The sequence below is a fragment of the Pseudoxanthomonas sp. JBR18 genome, assembly GCF_028198165.1.
Lineage (GTDB): Bacteria > Pseudomonadota > Gammaproteobacteria > Xanthomonadales > Xanthomonadaceae > Pseudoxanthomonas_A.
In genome coordinates, this window is the sequence record NZ_CP116339.1 from 425,901 (window position 1) to 443,981 (window position 18,081).

The 18,081-nt window shown below is 68.7% G+C and carries 16 protein-coding genes; 10 read left to right on the top strand and 6 right to left on the bottom strand.

Annotated elements, in window-relative coordinates; all coding sequences use genetic code 11:
* The first annotated feature begins 72 nt into the window (after positions 1–72).
* Positions 73–594, top strand: coding sequence for a PH domain-containing protein (locus tag PJ250_RS02110; RefSeq protein ID WP_271646910.1), 522 nt, complete (start codon positions 73–75; stop codon positions 592–594).
* A complete protein-coding gene (locus PJ250_RS02115; RefSeq protein ID WP_271646911.1) occupies positions 591–2,102 on the top strand; it encodes a PH domain-containing protein in 1,512 nt (503 codons plus the stop codon). Before PJ250_RS02110 ends, PJ250_RS02115 begins: the two co-directional genes overlap by 4 nt.
* Positions 2,103–2,133: 31 nt before the next feature.
* On the opposite strand, the gene PJ250_RS02120 is transcribed toward PJ250_RS02115, so the two are convergent.
* Positions 2,134–3,198, bottom strand: a complete 1,065-nt coding sequence (locus tag PJ250_RS02120) for a CDP-glycerol glycerophosphotransferase family protein (protein WP_271646912.1) — start codon at positions 3,196–3,198, stop codon at positions 2,134–2,136.
* A gap of 3 nt (positions 3,199–3,201) precedes the next feature.
* Between PJ250_RS02120 and PJ250_RS02125 the strand changes: the two genes are divergently transcribed.
* Positions 3,202–4,008, top strand: coding sequence for a glycosyltransferase family 2 protein (locus PJ250_RS02125; protein WP_271646913.1), 807 nt, complete (start codon positions 3,202–3,204; stop codon positions 4,006–4,008).
* 3 nt (positions 4,009–4,011) lie between these two features.
* Here PJ250_RS02125 and PJ250_RS02130 read toward each other — a convergent pair whose 3' ends face one another.
* From PJ250_RS02130 to def, 5 genes are all read right to left on the bottom strand, one after another.
* Positions 4,012–5,271 carry an O-antigen ligase family protein gene (locus tag PJ250_RS02130; protein ID WP_271646914.1) on the bottom strand — a complete coding sequence of 420 codons (1,260 nt, stop codon included), beginning with the start codon at positions 5,269–5,271 and terminating at the stop codon, positions 4,012–4,014.
* Between the two features lie 35 nt (positions 5,272–5,306).
* Positions 5,307–7,040, bottom strand: coding sequence for an ArnT family glycosyltransferase (locus tag PJ250_RS02135; protein ID WP_271646915.1), 1,734 nt, complete (start codon positions 7,038–7,040; stop codon positions 5,307–5,309).
* A 52-nt stretch (positions 7,041–7,092) separates the two neighbouring features.
* Positions 7,093–8,409 carry a 16S rRNA (cytosine(967)-C(5))-methyltransferase RsmB gene (rsmB, locus tag PJ250_RS02140; protein WP_271646916.1) on the bottom strand — a complete coding sequence of 439 codons (1,317 nt, stop codon included), beginning with the start codon at positions 8,407–8,409 and terminating at the stop codon, positions 7,093–7,095.
* On the bottom strand, positions 8,406–9,326 hold the full coding sequence (gene fmt, locus PJ250_RS02145) for a methionyl-tRNA formyltransferase (protein ID WP_271646917.1): 921 nt from the start codon (positions 9,324–9,326) through the stop codon (positions 8,406–8,408). Before fmt ends, rsmB begins: the two co-directional genes overlap by 4 nt.
* 90 nt (positions 9,327–9,416) lie before the next feature.
* A complete protein-coding gene (def, locus tag PJ250_RS02150; protein WP_271646918.1) occupies positions 9,417–9,929 on the bottom strand; it encodes a peptide deformylase in 513 nt (170 codons plus the stop codon).
* 145 nt (positions 9,930–10,074) lie between these two features.
* Here def and PJ250_RS02155 point away from each other — a divergent pair, with 145 nt between their 5' ends.
* The 7 genes from PJ250_RS02155 (at position 10,075) to PJ250_RS02185 (ending at position 18,056) form a co-directional block, all read left to right on the top strand.
* On the top strand, positions 10,075–11,226 hold the full coding sequence (locus PJ250_RS02155; RefSeq protein WP_271646919.1) for a LysM peptidoglycan-binding domain-containing protein: 1,152 nt from the start codon (positions 10,075–10,077) through the stop codon (positions 11,224–11,226).
* 72 nt (positions 11,227–11,298) lie between these two features.
* Positions 11,299–12,423, top strand: coding sequence for a DNA-processing protein DprA (gene dprA / locus PJ250_RS02160; RefSeq protein ID WP_271646920.1), 1,125 nt, complete (start codon positions 11,299–11,301; stop codon positions 12,421–12,423).
* Positions 12,424–12,466: 43 nt separating this feature from the next.
* Positions 12,467–12,940, top strand: a complete 474-nt coding sequence (locus PJ250_RS02165; protein WP_271646921.1) for a DUF494 family protein — start codon at positions 12,467–12,469, stop codon at positions 12,938–12,940.
* 357 nt (positions 12,941–13,297) lie between these two features.
* Positions 13,298–13,711: a pilin gene (locus PJ250_RS02170; protein WP_271646922.1), complete on the top strand. Its 414-nt coding sequence runs from the start codon at positions 13,298–13,300 to the stop codon at positions 13,709–13,711.
* A gap of 175 nt (positions 13,712–13,886) precedes the next feature.
* Positions 13,887–14,813: an RDD family protein gene (locus tag PJ250_RS02175; RefSeq protein WP_271646923.1), complete on the top strand. Its 927-nt coding sequence runs from the start codon at positions 13,887–13,889 to the stop codon at positions 14,811–14,813.
* Positions 14,814–14,985: 172 nt separating this feature from the next.
* Positions 14,986–17,478, top strand: a complete 2,493-nt coding sequence (locus PJ250_RS02180) for a DNA topoisomerase I (RefSeq protein WP_271646924.1) — start codon at positions 14,986–14,988, stop codon at positions 17,476–17,478.
* An 11-nt stretch (positions 17,479–17,489) separates the two neighbouring features.
* Complete coding sequence (locus PJ250_RS02185) at positions 17,490–18,056, top strand: L-threonylcarbamoyladenylate synthase type 1 TsaC (protein ID WP_271646925.1); 567 nt, start codon at positions 17,490–17,492, stop codon at positions 18,054–18,056.
* Positions 18,057–18,081 lie beyond the last annotated feature (25 nt).

Genomic DNA, 18,081 nt, shown 5'->3' on the forward strand with positions numbered 1-18,081 from the left:
GGCTCCCCGCCCTGGCCGTCCAGCTGATGACACCGCCTGACGGCGACTTCTTTCCTTCCAGGCGCCTCCTGCTTGTACGACGTTTCCGATCCGAACCCGGCCCCGACTTCTCCCCCGGCCCTGCCTGACACCTGGCAGCCGCTGCCTGCGCGCGGGGCCAAGCTGGCCGCAACCGGCGCATTGCTGGGAACACTGACGGCTGCCGCCGTCGCGCTGGGCGTGGCGCGCCTGTCCGCACCGGTACCGCTGCCCTGGCGCTGGTTGGGACTGGCGGCGGTGCTGGTAGCGTTGGGAGCGGCCTGGATCGCCTGGCGCCGGCACCGCACGATCCGCTGGCGCCTGAACGCGCAGGGGTTCGCGGTGAGCCGCGGCCACCTGTGGCAGAGCGAGACCCACGTGCCAATCTCGCGCGTGCAGCATCTGGACGTGCGCCGCGGCCCGCTGGAACGCGCCGCGCGCCTGGCGACCCTGGTCGTGCATACCGCCGGGACCCGACTGAGCGCGGTCTCACTCTCCGGGCTGGACCACGACGATGCCGAACGCCTGCGTGATCGCCTGGCCCATCAGCTGGACCAGGACGACGACGCGCTGTGAGCGGAGTCGTCCCCAGCCGGCCGGAGACCAAAGCGCCGGACCAGCGCCTGCATCCCTGGTCGTGGCTGTTCGTGCTGTTGCAACAGCTGCGTCAGTTCCTGGTGCCGCTAGTCGTGCTGCTGGTGTTCGGCGGTCGCGATGGCGAACGCGATCATTACGACAACATCGCCTGGCTGGTGGTCATGGCGATCCTGGTCGGCAGCGCCCTGTTGCGCTATCTGACCTACCGCTACGCCATCGGCTGCGATGGCCTGAGCATCCGTAGCGGCCTGTTCCACCGCAACCGCCGCGAGATCCCCTTCGCGCGCATCCATAACGTGGTGGTGCATCAGTCACTGCTGCATCGCCTGTTCGGCGTGGCCGAACTGCGCCTGGAATCGGCCGGTGGAACCAAGCCCGAGGCGCAGATGCGGGTGCTGCGCATGGATCAGGCCTTGGCGCTGGAACAGTTGGTCCGCCACCGCGGCCAGGCGCCTGTAGTTGATGCGCCGCCGGAGGCCTCGACCACGCTGCTGGCCCTGCCCGCCAGCGAGATCGTCCGCCTCGGGCTGATTTCCAACCGCGGCATGATCGTCATGGCGGCCACGTTTGGCGCGCTCTACCAGACCCTGCCGCAAAAGCTGGTGGCCGACGCCGTCGAGGACTATGGCGGCCAGGTCTTCGGCTTCGCCAGCCACCTGCACATGGGCTGGATGTCCGGGCTGATCACGGTGATCAGCCTGCTGGCGTGGGCGCTGGTCTGCCTGCGGCTGCTCTCCATTGCCCTGGCGATCGTGCAGTACCACGGCTTCCGCCTGAGCGAATCGGAGCGTCGGCTGACGGTGGAACGCGGCCTGCTGGCACGCATTCGCAGCAGCGCCGCGCGCCGGCGCATCCAATCCTGGACGCTGCATGAAAGCGTGCTGCATCGCTGCTTCAAGCGCCGCAGCCTGAGCATCGACACGGCCGTGGCCGGCGTCCAGGGCGAACAGGGCCGCGCCATCCGCGAACTGGTACCCCTGGCCACGCCGGAGCGCTGCGACGATCTGGTGCGCCATGTGCTGCCCCATGCGCAGTGGCCACCTGCGCAGTGGCATCCAGTCCCAGCGGGACAATGGTGGCGGCTGTGCCTGTGGCCGGCATTCTGGCTGGCCTGCGGCGTGGCGGCGCTGTGGATGATGACGGAGGGATGGAGCCTGCTGCTCCTGGCCTGGCTACCGTGGTCGGCCTTCAAGGCCTACCGACAGATGCGGCGGATGGGCTGGAGCGTGGACGCCGATCTGGTCGCGGTGCGCGGCGGATGGTGGACGCGCTGGTGGCGTCTGGCCGAGCTCGACAAACTGCAGGCGCTCAAGCTTGCGCGTTCGCCGCTGGACCGGTGCTGCGGGACGGCCTCGCTGCTGCTGGATACCGCGGGTGCCTCGGGGGAGAGTCCACGCCTGCGGTTGCGCTATCTCCCGGTCGACCAGGCCCGCGCGCTGCACGCGCAGCTCATCGCCACACTGGCCCGCCGACGCCTGCGCTGGTGAACCCGCCAGGCGCTGGGCGCAATGACGCCTGCTAGCGCGCGCCGCGTCCCCAGTAGCGCAGCTCCCGACGGATCTGCAGGGCACGCAGGCGGGCGCCGAATGGCTTGGACCGGAGCGTGCCCAACTCGCCGTCGATGAAGTCCTCGGTCGCGGTGATCACCCGTTCGGAGGCATGACCATCGCGGTCAGGATGGATCGCATCGGCGTAGCGCACGATGGCGTCCATCAGCGCGGCCGAAGGGTGCAGCGCACTTTCGAGCTGGACCGGCAACTGTGCCGGGTCGTGGAAATCCAACATGTGCGGTTTGGGCGCCCGGTTGCGCAGGGTCACCACCGGTTTGTGCTGGACGATGAACTCCGACACGATCGAGGAGGTATCGGAGACCAGGACATCGGCGGCGCGCTGGGCGGCCATGACCTGTTCGGGCTCGATGAAGGCCGCGTTCGGGCCGGCCAGCGCGCGGTAGCGGTAGAACAGCGCCTGCGGACATTTGGGGTGCAGGGTCAGCAGCCAATAGTGTTCACCGCGCGCGATGTCGGCGGCGATCTGATCGATCAACAGCGGCGCCGCGCTCAGGCGCTCGGTGAAGGTGGAGCCGAACAGGATCACTGGCCGGCCACCGGTCCGCGCGCGCAACGCGGCGCTGGCCCCACCGTCGTCGCGGAACAGTGGATCGAGCTTGGGCCAGCCGGTCTGGGCCACGGCGAAGTGGCCCTCGCGCTCGGCCAGTGCGCGAAACGGCACGGTCGTGGCCGGGCCCTGGGTGCAATACAGGTCGAACAACCCACGCACGCGGAAGTGCCCGCGCGTATCGGCGCGCTTCTCCACGTTGAAGCCGTGGAACAGCTGCACCTTGGCCCCGGACAGGAACGTCGGCACCCAGTTGGCCGCGCTGAACACCGCGCGCGGGCGCAGGGCCACGGCCTGTTTCAAGTCGACCTTGCGCACGAAGGGCGCGACCTGGCCTTCCAGTCCGCGCGCATTGCCCTCGAACCACGCACTGACCTGCTGGCCGGAGGCGTGCAGGGCCTGGGCCAGAGGCGCGAGAATAGGCAGCGCGTACCGTTCGGTCGCAAACAGCAGGTAGTCGCTCAAGCCATGTCCTCCACGTCCGCACACGGCGAACGGCCGCGCATCTCGGCCTGCATTATCACGTTCAACGAAGCCGACCGCATCGGCGCCTGCCTGGACTCGCTGGCGTTCTGCGACGAATGCGTGGTGGTCGATTCAGGGTCTAGCGATGCGACCGCGCAGATCGCACAGGCACGTGGCGCGCGTGTCCTGCGGCGCGACTTCGATGGCTACCGCAGCCAGAAGGACTTCGCCGTGCAGCAGGCCACCTACGACTGGGTGCTGTGCCTGGACGCGGACGAACGCGTGGACACCCCCTTGCAGGCGGCGATCCTGGCGGCGCGCGAAGCCGGGTTCTCGGGCGCGGCGGGCTACCGCTTCAACCGGCTCTCGGACTACTTCGGCCGCTTCCTGCGCCATGGCAACGCGTATCCGGACCGCGTGCTGCGCCTGTTCGACCGCCGCCAGGGCGGCTGGCGGGGCAAGCGCGAGATCCACGAGGCCGCCAGCGTGGATGGGCCGGTGCGGCCCCTGGCCGGCGACCTGATCCATTACCCCTACCGCTCGCTCGCCCAGCAACTGATCAAGACCCAGCGCTATGCGCAGATGATGGCCGAGCACGAGTACGCGCGTGGCAAGCGGGCGTCCTGGGGCAAGCTGGTGGTGTCGCCGGCCTGGCGCTTCTGGCGTGGATACGTGTTCCGACTGGGATTCCTGGATGGCTGGCGCGGGCTGGTCTATGCCTACGTGCGCGCCAACTACGTGCGCCAGAAGGCGATCATGTTGTGGCTGCTCCAGCACGGGCAACCAGTCAACGATCCGCCGCGCAACTGAGTCTCAGGCCTTGCGCGGATCCTCGCGCAGGCTGAAGCCCAGCAGGATCCCCACCAGGGTCAGATAGGTTCCGCCACTGAGTTGGTGCGCCCACATCGACTGGCTCAGCCCGCACAGCACGAAGCTGACCACCACCACCAGTCCCGCCAGTGCCGCACTGCGCGAGCGCCGCGGAAACGGCCTGACGTTCAGGCGCCGGAGGAACAACCACGCCGGCACCCCGTACAACAGGGCCAGTGCCACCAGACCCGGAATGCCCATCGTCGCGCCCCACTCGGGGAAATCGCTGTGCGCATGCCCCAGTTGGCACCAGGCATCCGGCACGGCGACCTGGCAGGCCGGTGCCGCGGCCAGCACCCGCTCGAAGCGGCCCACGCCCACGCCCACCCAGGGATCGGCTTCGAGCTCGTCGCCAGCCAGGCCCATCAATTGCAGACGCGCTCCGGCGGAGGTATCCGAATCACCGGACGCATAGCGCAGCATGTCGATCTGGAGTGAATCGACACGCTGCTGCACCTGGGGTGACACCGCAGCCACTGCGGCCAGCGCCAGCACGGCCAGCACCCAGGCCTCGAGCCGGTGCGCTCCGCCGCCGCTGCCGCGGGCAAACAGGGCGATGGCCACCACCAGGGCCGCCGCAGGCCAGGCCCCGCGCGTTCCGCTCAGTCCGATCGCCACCAGGCCTGCGGCGGTCGCCACCACGGTCAAGACAAACCGCCCCGAAGGACGCAGGAACACGACCAGCACCAGCAGCAGCACCGCCATGTCGCCGAAGGTGATCGCGTTGTTCCAGCCATCGGCCCGGTCCAGGCCGTGTAAGGTCTGGACCAACGCGACGACACAGGCGCCGATCAGTCCGATCACCGCGCCGCTCCAGAGCGCCGCGCGTGGGGGCGACAGGCCCAGGACCAGCAGACTGGCCAAGGGGATCACCAGCACCCGTCCCCGAGTGCCGGCTTCGCTCCAGGTGTCTTGATGCACCAGGACGGAAAAGCTCACGACGCCAACGACGCAAAGCGCCACCAAGAGCATGCCCAGCACCGGCCAGCCGGCGGCGCGGCGCGCGGCCCACAGCCGGTCTGGCGCCAGCAAGACCGCCGCCAGGGTGCAGCAGGCTGCAGGCGTCAGGCCCCAGGGCGTGGCAATCAGACAGGCGGGCATCAGGAACAAGGCAAGCGCGTACAGCCCGCGCGCGGCGCGCAGGCGCAAGCCATCGGGAAACGGCTGGTCGAACCACAACGCTCGGTCAGGACGTGCCCGCATCGCCTCGTTCTACGCGATCAAGCCCGAACGCGCGCTCACTCATCGCCCGCTTCGATCCGCGCAGCGCGCGCGGCGTCGTCGAAGGGTATCTCAGGCGAAGCCGGGCAGTGTACCCGCGCCGTCATCGGCACCAGCCACCAACCCCGACGATTGGAGTCGCCGATATCGTCAGCCAAGGCACGGTCGACACAGGCCGGGAGCGACACGTCCTGGATCAGCAGCCAGCGCGTGGTCGGTTTCTCCGCCTGCCAGGCCAGGCCGAGCCGCAACTGCTCCTTCCACGGCATCCGGAAGCCGAAATTGGTCGTCCTGGACTGGGTCATGAGCAGGTTCTGCTCCTTCCAGGCCACCAGGCCGAGTTCGGCATCCGGACCGATCCGGCGGGCGGTGGCCATCATCACCCCCCGCGCCGAACTGGAGTCGTTGACCAAGGGTGCCAGGGCGATGCCATACAGCACCCAGATCGCGCCCAGGGTGGACAACAACCCCACCACCGGTCGACGCCGGAACATCAGCACGCTGCCCATGCCCCAGGTACCCATGGCCACCAGCACGTAGGCCAGGGTCGCGGTGACCACCTCGCTCATGCCGCGATCGGTATGCAGCTTGCGCTCGAAGGAGGGGTCGCCGGTCAGCATGGCAATACCCATGCCCAGCGTGGCCAGGGCCAGCACCAGGGCGAATCCACGGGCAAGCCATTGTGGACCCGGCTTGCGCAGCAAGCCCGGCAGCAAGGGCGCTAGCGCCAGACAGACCATGGGCAGGGCCGGCATGATGTAGACGTCGCGCTTGCCGTGCGGAATGGAAAAGAACACCAGCACGATCAACCACCACGCAATCGGCACCAGGTAGCGCGGATCGTGCCGCAGGCGCAGGCGCCGCGCCCAGGGCCGGATCGCCCACGGCAGCGCCAGGATCGTCGGCGCCCACATGAACATGACTTCCAGGAAGTACCACACCGGCTGCGGGTGGTCCCAGGAATTGGCATAGCGCTTGGCGGTCTGGCGGAACAAGATGTCGTTGAGATAGGCGCGGTGCTCGGGATCACCGGACAACAGCACCGTGGAGACCATGGGCACCAGCCAGACCGACACGGCGACCAGGAACGCCAGCGGCCCCAGCCAGAAGCGGCGGTCGCCCGCGCCCACCTTGACGTCCGGCCAGCCGCGAACCGAGGCCACCGCCGCCGGGACGATGCTGAGCAGCGCCAGGAAACCCACGCCCTTGGTGATCGTGCCCAGACCGGCGAAGAACCAGCCCAGCACCCACATCTTCCAGTCCGGGCCCTTCAGCAGGTGCCGCAGCAAGCCGTAGTTGGCCAGGGTGATCATGCCCAGCACCAACGCATCGATCTGCGCGCGCTTGGCCTGGTAGGTGAACTGGAAGGCGAACAGCAGCGCCCAGCCCGCGTAGAGGCCGACCTTGCGCGTCCACAGCCGCTGGCCCAGGTCCTTCACGCACCAGATCGCGCCCATCGTGGCGATCAGCGAGGGCATCAGGAACGCAACCCGCCAGTTGCCCGTGATCAGGAAGAACAGCCCTTCCAGCCACATCAGCATCGGCGGCTTGTCCGGATACAGCTCCACGCCGCGATGCGGGAACAGCCAGTTACCGCTTTCCACCATCTGCTTGGCGACCAGCGCAAAACGCGGCTCGTCGGCCGGCCACGGATCGCGCAGGCCGATGCCGGCGCCGATGACCAGCAGGGCGGTGATGAAGAGCAGCCAGGTGTCGAGGGAACGGGTCTTGGCGAAGGTCATCTGACGCATGGCGCGGAATGATAAACGGGGGCTGTCGGAAGGGCGTTGGCGCCTGATGGCTTCAAGCAGGTGGCGCGCTGGCCTTGCGCAGGCGAGCGTAGAAAAAGCCATCCATTCCCGCTTCGCCGGTCAGACGCTGGCGGAAGGCGGCCTGCTGGCCACAGGCATGGCCGAACGCCGCGCCCGGATCGTCCACCACGGCCTCGGCATGCCGCTGCAAGAAGGCATCGACCTGGTCGGCGTTCTCGGCGGCCAGCAGCGAACAGGTGGAGTAGACCAGCGTCCCGCCCGGGGCCAGCACCTGCCAGGCCGCCTCGAGCAGCCGGGCCTGCAGCGCCGTGAGCGCGACGATATCGGTGTCTCGGCGATGCAGCAGCACGTCGGGCTGGCGACGCACGATACCGGTGGCCGAACACGGCGCGTCCAGCAGCACCGCATCGAAGGGCACTCCGTCCCACCACGCGTCCGGCACGCTGGCGTCCGCCACCTTCAGGTCCGCCTGCACGCCGACGCGTTCGAGCGTCTGGGCCACGCGGCGCAGGCGCCGGGCATCGACGTCCAGTGCGGTCAGCCGCAGCCCAGGCTGGCGCTCCAGCAGGTGCGCGGCCTTGCCACCGGGCGCGGCGCAGGCATCCAGGACCCGGGCCTGGTCCTCCAGGGTGAACAGATCCGCCACCTGCTGCGCCGAGCCGTCCTGAACCGACAGTGCGCCGTCGGCGAAGCCGGGCAGGCCCGCCACGGCCACCGACCCGGGCAGGCGTAGCGCATCGGGCAGAGTCTCAAAGATCTCGGTCTCGAACCCCGCCTCGGCGAGCGTGGCGCGCCTGGCATCCCGGTCCGCCAGGCGCCGGTTGGCGCGCAGCCACAGCGGTGCGGCCTGGGCACTGGCCGCAAAGATCCCGTCCGCGTGACCCGGCCAGTCGGCCCGAACCTGCTGCGCCAGCCAGCGTGGCCAGGCGGCCGAGGCATCAACCTGCGGGACGCCCTCGCGCTGGGTTCTGCGCAGCAGCGCGTTGACCATCCCCGCCTGGTGCGGGCGGCCCAGGGTCCGTGCCGCCTCGACCGTGGCCGACAGGGCGGCATGGGCCGGCAGGCCCAGGGAATCCAACTGGGCCATGCCCGCCAGCAGCAGCGCGCGCAGTTCGTTGTCGCGCGCCTGCAGCGGACGTGGCATCCAGGCGGCCAGTGCCGCGTCGTACCCTGCCCGCCCGCGCAGCGCGGCGAAGCAGATCGCCTCCAGCAAGGCGCGATCGCGGGTGTCCTCCAGCCGGGGCAGCGATGTCGCCAGCTCCGCCTTGAGCGAGCGGCCGCGGTGCAGGACGGCATCCAGCACGCGGGCCGCCATCACCCGCACCACGACGCCGGCCTGGGTGCTCATGCGCTGATCAGGTCGCGTCGTGCGTTGAGATAATCGGCGGCAGTAATGGCCTTGCCGCCCTCGCGCTGGACGGTCCGCAGGCGTAGCGCGCCCTGCCCGCAAGCAATGTCCAGGCCTTGCTTGGATGCCATCAGCAAGGTCCCCGGGGCGGCCTGATGACGCAGCTCCAGCGCCACGGCGCCATGGATGCGCAGGCGCTCACCGGCCACGACGCCTTCGGCGATCGGCCAGGGCACGAAGGCCCGGACCTTGCGCGCCAGCACCTCGGCCGGCTGCTGCCAGTCCAGCCGCGCCTCGGCCTTGTCCAGCTTGTGGGCGTAGGTCACCCCGCCTGCCGGCTGCGGGGTCGGCACCGGTCGCATGCCGGCGCGCAGCAGGCCCAGGCCGTCGGCCAGCACCTGTGCGCCCAACTCGGCCAGTCGGTCATGCAGCTGGCCACCGGTGTCGGTGTCGGCGATCGGCGTGACCTGGCGCAGGAGCACCGGCCCGGTGTCCAGTCCGGCCTCCATCTGCATCAGACACACGCCGCTTTCGGCATCGCCGGCCTCGATCGCGCGCTGGATCGGCGCGGCGCCGCGCCAACGCGGCAGCAGCGAGGCATGCACGTTCCAGCAGCCGAAGCGGGGAATCTCCAGCACCGCACGGGGCAGGATCAACCCATAGGCGACCACGATCATGATGTCCGGGGCCATCTGCCGCAGTGCCGCCTGGCTATCCGGATGCTTCAGCGTCTCCGGCTGCAGCACCGGGATGCCGCGCTTGACCGCCTCCAGCTTGACCGGCGAGGCCGCCAGCCCGCGACCGCGCCCGGCGGGGCGATCAGGCTGGGTGTAGACCGCGATCACTTCATTGTGGCGGGCGGCCGCACGCAGCGACGGCACGGCGAAGTCCGGCGTGCCGGCGAAGACGATTTTCATGGGTGACGGCCCTGATCCAGAAATACAAAAGCGCCCCGCCTGCGCGGAGCGTCAAGCCGAGCTCCCTCGCGGACGCCCGGCAGACTCACCTCAAGCGGCGTTGCGGCGCGCCTTGGCCAGCTTCTTCTTGACCATCTCGCGCTTGAGCGGGGACAGGTAATCGACGAAGAGCTTGCCGTCCAAGTGGTCCATCTCGTGCTGGATGCACACCGCCAGCAGGCCGTCGACGTGCAACTCCTGCGCGGTCCCCGTGCGATCCAGGAAGCGGACGGTGATCTCATCGGCGCGGGTGACATCGGCGAAGATGCCCGGGACGGACAGGCAGCCTTCCTGATAGACCTGTTCGCCGGCCTTGTCGACGATTTCGGGGTTGATGAACACCCGCGGGTCGCCCTTTTCCTCGCTCACGTCGATCACCATGAAGCGCTTGTGGACATCCACCTGGCTGGCGGCCAGGCCGATGCCCGGGGCGTCGTACATGGTCTCGAACATGTCGTCGAGCAGCGTCTGGAAGGCCGGGGTACCGACCTCTTCGGGCGTGACCGGCACCGCGCGCGTGCGCAGGCGGGGGTCGGGAAATTCAAGGATGGGGAGCTGTGCCATGGTGGGACCTACATGGGGCGCCAGCGTGGTTCTGGCAAGTCATGGGTCATTCTAGCGCAGCGCCTGCCGACGCAGCGCTTGCGCCGGCCTGTGATTTCTGGACTATAGTGCCGACCGCCTGTTGGGGAATCAGGTACATACCGCCATGTTCAAACACTTTCGTACAGCTGCGGCTGTCGCGTTCCTGACCCTTGCCGCCTACGCGACCGCGCAGGAAATGGTCGGCGACCACCCTGACACCTATGTGGTGAAGAAGGGCGACACCCTGTGGGACATCTCCGCGCGCTTCCTGAAGAAGCCCTGGCTGTGGCCGGAGATCTGGCAGGCCAACCCGCAGATCGCCAATCCGCACCTGATCTATCCGGGCGATGTGATCTCGCTGGCGTATCTGGACCGGGTGGCGAGCGTGCAGCCCGGCCCGCGCCAGGACGCACCGATCAACGGCCTGCCGCTGTCGGATATCGAGCCGTTCCTGCGCAACATGCGCGTGGTCGACGATTTTGAGGACCTGCCCTACGTGGCCGGCCTGCAGGACGACCGCCTGCGTGCCTTCGGCGACCAGGACGTCTACGTGGTCGGCCTGGACGCGGCCCAGGTGGGCCAGCGCTATGCGGTGGTGCGCCCGACCAAGCTCTACGACGAACCCAAGCCCAGCTACGACCTGGACAGGAAGGGCGACTACATCAAGGGCGAAGGCAGCCTGTGGAAGCAGGTCGAGGTTCCCAACGAGCACAGCGACTTCCTGGGTTACGAACTGGAGCAGATGAGCGTGGGCACCGTCACCGCGGTGGACGCTGACGGCGAGACCGCCACGATCAAGCTGGAAGGCAACGGCCGGGAAGTCCGCGCCGGCGACCGGATCCTGCCGGTCCAGGCCCAGCCTTATGACCTGCAATTCTTCCCGCATCCGCCCAAGACCGCGCTGGAAGACGGCAAGGTGCGCATCATGTCCGTGGCCGATACGATGTCCTACGGCGGTGCACATGACGTGGTGGCCCTGTCCGGCGGCGCCCGCGAGGGCCTGGACAACGGCACCGTGCTGTCGGTGTGGCGCCCGGGCAGCTACAAGCTGGACCCCTTCAAGGGCAACACCTCGCGCATCGCCGAGACCAAGCAATCCGGCCAGGGCCGCAACAAGTTGCCCGACCAGTACGCCGCGCACGTGATGATCTTCCGCACCTTCGACAAGGTCAGCTACGGCTTGATCATGGAAGGCTCGGCGCCGTCGCGCGTGGGCTACTTCCTGCGTGATCCGGACGCCGGCCAGCCGACCACGGCGACCGCCAGCCTGAACTGAGCGGAGTTTTCCTACGCGGATCGAGGACGGCGCCTGAGGGCGCCGTCCTCGTCTGGACGCCACGCTGGCGCCATGGACGAGGAACTTCACGCCCTGCTGCTTCTGATCCTGGCCGGAGGCGCGACCGCCCCGAGACGGCGACTCTTGGACACGCACCCCAGCGCCGCCACCGCCCTGGCCGCAGGCGTCGGCGCCTGGCGCGCGGCTGGCTTGGACGAACGCCGATGCGAACGCCTCAAGGCTCCGAACGAGGCTGCGCTGGCGCGATGCGCCCACTGGCTGGAAGCGCCCGGGCATACGCTGCTGCACTGGCGCCACGCCGATTATCCGTCGCTGCTGCGACAGATCGCCTCGCCCCCGCTGGCACTGTTCGTCGAAGGCGATGCCAGCCTGCTGTGCCATCCCGGGGTGGCCGTGGTCGGCAGCCGTCAGCCCACGGCCGGCGGCGCCGACCACGCGCGCCGTTTCGCCCAGGCGCTGGCCGCGGCGGGCTTCACTGTCATGAGCGGCATGGCCGCAGGCGTGGACGCGGCCGCGCACCAGGCGGCGCTGGCCGCCAACGGCAGGACCGTGGCCATCGTCGGGACCGGCACGGACCTGGCCTATCCGGCCCGGCATGCCCCTCTGCGCAAGCGCCTGATCCAGGCCGGCGCGGTCGCCAGTGAATTCCCACCGGGCACCCAGGCCCGCGCACCGCATTTCCCCAGTCGCAACCGCGTGTTGGCGGGACTGGCGTTAGGCACGCTGGTGATCGAGGCGGCCGAACGCTCCGGCGCCCTGATCACCGCGCGGCTTGCGGCCGAGGCCGGTCGCGAGGTCTTCGCCCTGCCTGGTTCGATCGACAACCCCATGGCCCGCGGCTGTCACCGCCTCATCCGTGACGGCGCCCTGCTGGTCGAGGATCCCGAAGAGGTGATCGCCGCTCTGGCGCCCCTGCTCGGACAGCTGGCCCAAGGCTTGCATGAGAGCCAAATGCCGGTGGCACACGGCCCCCGCAAGGGGGCCGTTCAGCCCAGGGCACCACAGGACCCTGACTACCAGAGCTTGTGGAACGCACTGGGCCACGACCCAACCGGTATGGATGCGCTGGTCGAGCGAACTGGATTGACGGCCGCCACACTGTCCTCCATGCTGCTGGTCATGGAACTGGATGGGCAGGTAGCGGTCGAACACGGGCGCTACTCACGCAGATCGTAGTTTTCCCACCTCCACAGTGCTTTGGAAGCACAGGCCGAGGGCAATGAAAGAGAGCATCCTGGACGTCCTGCTGTATCTGTTTGAACACTATTTCACCGAAGACGCCGACCCGGTCCGCGACCGCGACTCCCTTCAGAACGGCCTGATCCAGGCCGGCTTCAGCCCCACCGAGATCAACAAGGCCTTCGACTGGCTCGATGCGCTGGCCGAACAGCGGCCGGCCAGCACCGAGCCGCGTGTCGACGGGCCGACCCGGGTGTTCTACGGCCCCGAGCTGGAAAAGCTCGACGTGGAGGGCCGCGGCTTCCTGATGTTCCTCGAGCAGCACGGCATCCTGGACAGTGACCAGCGCGAGCTGGTGCTGGATCGGGCCATGGCCCTGGATCAGGACGAACTGGACCTGGACGACCTGAAATGGGTGGTCCTGATGGTGCTGTTCAACCAGCCAGGCTCCGAGGCGGCCTACGCCTGGATGGAAACGCAGATGTTCGCCGACGAACCGGAGCCGGTGCACTAGGCCACAAGGAAGGCTGCCGGCGGCCCATGCGCGCCGACAGCGCAAGCAGACAGGGGGCGTCGCGTGGCCCAATGGCATTACCAACGGGATGGACGGGCCGAGGGTCCGGTGTCTGCGGATGAAGTCGTGCGCCTAGTCCAGGCAGGCGTACTGAGCGATGACAGCCTTTTGTGGCACAAGGCGTTGGCCCACTGGCAACCTCTGTCCACCTTGCGGTCGGCGCTCGGCCCGCGCCTAGCGCCGGCGCAGTTGCCTGAGCCACCGCCGCTTCCTGGCGCCCCCGCCCCGGTCGCACCAAGCAAGGCACGTCGCGGCCTGTCCGGCTGCGCGATCGCGGCGATCATCGCCGCTGCCTGCGTGGTGCCGGTCCTGGCGATCCTGGCTGCGATCGCCGTCCCCGTCTATCAGGATTATGTGAACCGTGCCGCGGTGGCCCAGGCGCTGCTCGAAGCCGCCCCGATCCAGGCCCAGGTTCAGACCGCCATCGCGCACACGCCCAGCGGGCAGTGCCCCGAGAACGGCCAGCCGCCCCTGCGCGCAGCCACCGACTACGCCGGCGCGTCCCTGTCCAGCATCACCATCGGCCGCTTCGAGACGGGCGCCTGCGGGATGGAGCTGGTCCTGCATCGGCCCGAGCAGAAAAAACTGGACGGCAAGCGGATCTGGCTGGAACGCGCTGGCGAGACGTGGACGTGCAGCTCGGAGCTGCCCGACAAGGTGCTGCCCCGCCAATGCCGTTCCAGCGGATCGGCGGCTGCCGGTTCCCCATAGCCTGCGTGCCCCGCGGACATGGGCCTGGCGCGCGTACGCCCCACGCCGCATTCGGCCTACAACGCCAGTACGCGCGGGTGCACCGATTCCACCTAGACCCCGGCTTGGTCTAGGCCTGCCGGCGCCGGTCGGTTAAGGTCGCGCTCGGGGAAATTCCGAGAACCACGGGGAAACGATGTCCAACTGGTACTACGCAGACCGTGACCGCCAGCGTCACGGGCCCATGAGCGCGCCCGAGCTGACGCAAGCCTTCCGCGATGGCCGCGTGGGCCTGGATGCGCTGGTCTGGCGCGACGGCCTCGCCCACTGGCAGCCGCTAAGCGAACTGGCCGGCGAACTGGGCCTGCTGGCCGACACGGCACCGCAGGCGAGCCAGCGCCCACTACCCGACGCCTGGAGCTCCGCTCCCGCCGCCGAGGCCTCCCCGTACGCGGCGCCGGCGTCCGCGCTCAGCATGCAGGCGGCCCCCGTGGCCGGGGGAGAGATCGTGTATGCCGGCTTCCTCAAGCGCCTGGCTGCCTCCACGCTCGATGGCCTGATCATCGGCGCGGCGATGCTGGTCGTGCTCTTCGTCGTCGTGCTGATCATGGGCGTGGGCGGCAGCCTGTTCTCCGACCTGGAGCGGGGCCGCTCGCCGATGGGCGGGGCGATGGGCGTGACCTTCGTGCTGCTGTTCTACCTGGTGCCGTTCGTCGTGCAGGGGGCCTACTACACCCTGATGCACGCCTCCGGCAGCCAGGCCACGCTGGGCAAGATGGCCGTGGGGATCAAGGTGGTCCGAGCCAACGGCGAGCGCCTGTCCATCCTGCGCAGCCTGGGCCGCTTCGCCGCCCTGTTCTTACTGGGCGCGGTGACCTGCAACATCACCCTGATCGCCTCGGCGGTCATGGCCGGGGTCACCGAGCGCAAGCAGGGCGTCCACGACATGATGTGCGACACCCTGGTGGTGGATCGCTGGGCCTTTACCGCGCATCCGGAGCGTCAGCGCCGCGAACTGGGCGGGGTGACCATCGCCATGCTGGTCCTGGCCGCGCTGGCCGTCCTGGGCTACGCGGCCATCATCGTCTTCGCCGGAATCGCGGGCGCCATGAGCAACCACTGACGCATCCCGGGCGACCGGCCGGCTTGACAGGCGGACCACGGCCGTGATTCCACTATAAATAGAACGAAGCTGAACGCCCGGCGCCGCAAGGACCGGGCGTCGCCTTCTTCCCCTCACCAATCTGGCGCACACTCGCCGCCCCGCGCGGCCCGTACTGAATCGAACCCCACTGATGCCCAAGCACCTGCTCATCGTCGAGTCCCCGGCCAAGGCCAAGACGATCAACAAATACCTCGGCAAGGACTTCACCGTCCTGGCCTCGTACGGGCACGTGCGTGATCTGGTCCCCAAGGAAGGCGCCGTCGACCCGGACAACGGGTTCGCCATGCGCTACGACCTGATCGAGAAGAACGAGAAACACGTCGACGCCATCGCCAAGGCCGCCAAGTCCGCCGACGACATCTTCCTGGCCACCGACCCGGACCGCGAGGGCGAGGCGATCAGCTGGCACATCGCCGAGATCCTGAAAGAGCGCAACCTGGTCGGTGACAAGCCCATGCACCGGGTGGTGTTCACCGAGATCACGCCGCGCGCGATCAAGGAGGCCATGACCAAGCCGCGCAGCATTGCCGGCGACCTGGTCGATGCGCAGCAGGCGCGCCGCGCGCTGGATTACCTGGTGGGCTTCAATCTCTCGCCGGTGCTGTGGCGCAAGGTCCAGCGCGGCCTGTCCGCCGGCCGCGTGCAGAGCCCGGCCCTGCGCATGATCGTCGAGCGCGAGGAGGAGATCGAAGCCTTCATCGCCCGCGAATACTGGTCCATCGCCGCCGAGTGCGCGCATCCGGCGCAGCACTTCAGCGCCAAGCTGGTGAAGCTGGACGGGCAGAAGTTCGAGCAGTTCACCGTCACCGATGGCGACACCGCCGAGGCCGCGCGCCTGCGCATCCAGCAGGCCGCGCAGGGCGCGCTGCACGTCACCGACGTCGCCAGCAAGGAACGCAAGCGCCGCCCGGCCCCGCCGTTCACCACCTCCACCCTGCAGCAGGAAGCCTCGCGCAAGCTCGGCTTCACCACGCGCAAGACCATGCAGGTCGCGCAGAAGCTGTACGAAGGCGTGGCCATCGGCGACGAGGGCACGGTCGGCCTGATCAGCTACATGCGTACCGACTCGGTGAACCTGTCGCAGGACGCGCTGGACGAGATCCGCGACGTCATCGCCCGCGACTACGGCACCGCCTCGCTGCCGGACAAGCCCAACACCTACCAGACCAAGTCCAAGAACGCCCAGGAGGCGCACGAAGCCGTGCGTCCCACCTCGGCCTTGCGCACGCCGGCGCAGGTGAGCAAGTTCCTGTCCGACGACGAGCGCCGCCTGTACGAACTGATCTGGAAGCGCGCGGTGGCCTGCCAGATGATTCCGGCCACGCTCAACACCGTCAGCGTGGAGCTGGCCGCCGGCGCCGATCACGCCTTCCGCGCCAGCGGCACCACCGTGGTGGTCCCGGGCTTTTTGGCCGTGTACGAGGAAGGCAAGGACACCAAGAGCGCCGAGGACGAGGACGAAGGCCGCAAGCTACCCAAGATGGCGCCGGGCGACCGCATCCCGCTCGACCGGATCAACGCCGAGCAGCACTTCACCCAGCCGCCGCCGCGCTTCACCGAAGCGGCGCTGGTCAAGGCGCTGGAGGAATACGGCATCGGCCGTCCCTCCACCTACGCTTCGATCATCCAGACCCTGATCTTCCGCAAGTACGTGGAGATGGAAGGCCGCAGCTTCCGCCCCTCCGACGTGGGGCGTGCGGTCAGCAAGTTCCTGTCCGGGCACTTCACCCAGTACGTGGACTACGACTTCACCGCCAAGTTGGAGGACGACCTGGACGCGGTGTCCCGCGGCGAGGAGGACTGGATCCCGCTGATGGAGAAGTTCTGGGGCCCGTTCAACAAGCTGGTGGAAGAAAAGAAGGAGTCGGTCGACCGCTCCGAGGCCACCGGCGCCCGCGAGCTGGGCACCGATCCCAAGACCGGCAAGCCGGTCAGCGTGCGCCTGGGCCGTTTCGGGCCGTACGCAGCCATCGGCAGCACCGCCGAGGACGCCGAGGAGAAGCCCAAGTTCGCCTCGCTGCGCCCAGGCCAGTCGATGCACACCATCACTCTGGAGCAGGCGCTGGAGCTGTTCCTGATGCCGCGCGCGTTGGGCGAGGACAAGGGCGAGGCGGTCAGCGTGGGCATCGGCCGCTTCGGCCCGTTCGCCAAGCGCGGCAGCACCTATGCCTCGCTGAAGAAGGAAGACGACCCCTACACGATCGACCTGGCCCGCGCGGTGTTCCTGATCGAAGAGAAGGAAGAGATCGCGCGCAACCGGATCATCAAGGAATTCGACGGCAGCGACATCCAGGTGCTCAACGGCCGCTTCGGCCCGTACATCTCCGACGGCAAGCTCAACGGCAAGATCCCCAAGGACCGCGAGCCGGCCTCGCTGACCCTGGACGAAGTGGTCAAGCTGCTGGAAGAGACCGGCAAGCCGGTGCGCAAGGGTTTCGGCGCCAAAAAGACTGCGGCCAAGAAGACGACCGCCAAGGCCGATTCGGCCGAGAAGAAGCCGGCGGCGAAGAAGGCGACCAAGAAAGCCGCCAAGAAGACGGTGAAAAAGGCGGCCGCCAAGAAGACCGCAGCCAAGAAGACGGTCTCCAAGAAGGACGCCGCCCAAGGCCCGGCGCCGTTCTAAGGGGCCATGCGGTGAGTGCCCCGACCCTGTCGCTCCAGGATGCCGTCACGCTGCTGCACCACGGCGGCGTGCTGGCCTATCCGACCGAGGGCGTCTGGGGCCTGGGCTGCGACCCGATGTCGCAGGCGGCGGTCGACAAGCTGCTGGCGATCAAGGCGCGACCGGTCGACAAGGGCCTGATCCTGATCGCCAGCGATGCTGCCCAACTGGCCCCGGTCCTGGACTGGAGCACGGTGCCTCAGCCGCGCATCGCCGAGGTCATGGCGAGCTGGCCGGGTCCCAATACCTGGATCGTGCCGGCCTCGGCCCAGGCCCCGGCCTGGGTGACCGGTGCCCACGCCGGCATCGCCGTCCGCGTCACCAACCATCCCTTGGTCATCGCGCTGTGCGACGCGTTCGGCGGCCCCCTGGTTTCCACCAGCGCCAACCTGAGCGGACGCCCATCGGTGACGACGTTCGAAGACCTGGACCCCGAGCTGTTGCCGCGCCTGGATGGTGTCCTGCCTGGCGTGACCGGTGGCCTGACCCGGCCCAGTGTCATCCGCGACGCGGTCACTGGGCACGTGCTGCGGGCCTGAATCCCGGCACGGTGACCCTTTCGCC

What these genes read in the sequence shown, in the direction of transcription:
- PJ250_RS02130 (WP_271646914.1), bottom strand. Translation starts at nt 5,271, where the DNA reads ATGCGGGCACGTCCTGACCGAGCGTTGTGGTTCGACCAGCCGTTTCCC.
- fmt (WP_271646917.1), bottom strand. Translation starts at nt 9,326, where the DNA reads ATGAAAATCGTCTTCGCCGGCACGCCGGACTTCGCCGTGCCGTCGCTG.
- PJ250_RS02180 (WP_271646924.1), top strand. Translation starts at nt 14,986, where the DNA reads ATGCCCAAGCACCTGCTCATCGTCGAGTCCCCGGCCAAGGCCAAGACG.
- PJ250_RS02125 (WP_271646913.1), top strand. Translation starts at nt 3,202, where the DNA reads ATGTCCTCCACGTCCGCACACGGCGAACGGCCGCGCATCTCGGCCTGC.
- PJ250_RS02165 (WP_271646921.1), top strand. Translation starts at nt 12,467, where the DNA reads ATGAAAGAGAGCATCCTGGACGTCCTGCTGTATCTGTTTGAACACTAT.
- def (WP_271646918.1), bottom strand. Translation starts at nt 9,929, where the DNA reads ATGGCACAGCTCCCCATCCTTGAATTTCCCGACCCCCGCCTGCGCACG.
- PJ250_RS02175 (WP_271646923.1), top strand. Translation starts at nt 13,887, where the DNA reads ATGTCCAACTGGTACTACGCAGACCGTGACCGCCAGCGTCACGGGCCC.
- PJ250_RS02155 (WP_271646919.1), top strand. Translation starts at nt 10,075, where the DNA reads ATGTTCAAACACTTTCGTACAGCTGCGGCTGTCGCGTTCCTGACCCTT.
- rsmB (WP_271646916.1), bottom strand. Translation starts at nt 8,409, where the DNA reads ATGAGCACCCAGGCCGGCGTCGTGGTGCGGGTGATGGCGGCCCGCGTG.
- dprA (WP_271646920.1), top strand. Translation starts at nt 11,299, where the DNA reads ATGGACGAGGAACTTCACGCCCTGCTGCTTCTGATCCTGGCCGGAGGC.
- PJ250_RS02135 (WP_271646915.1), bottom strand. Translation starts at nt 7,040, where the DNA reads ATGCGTCAGATGACCTTCGCCAAGACCCGTTCCCTCGACACCTGGCTG.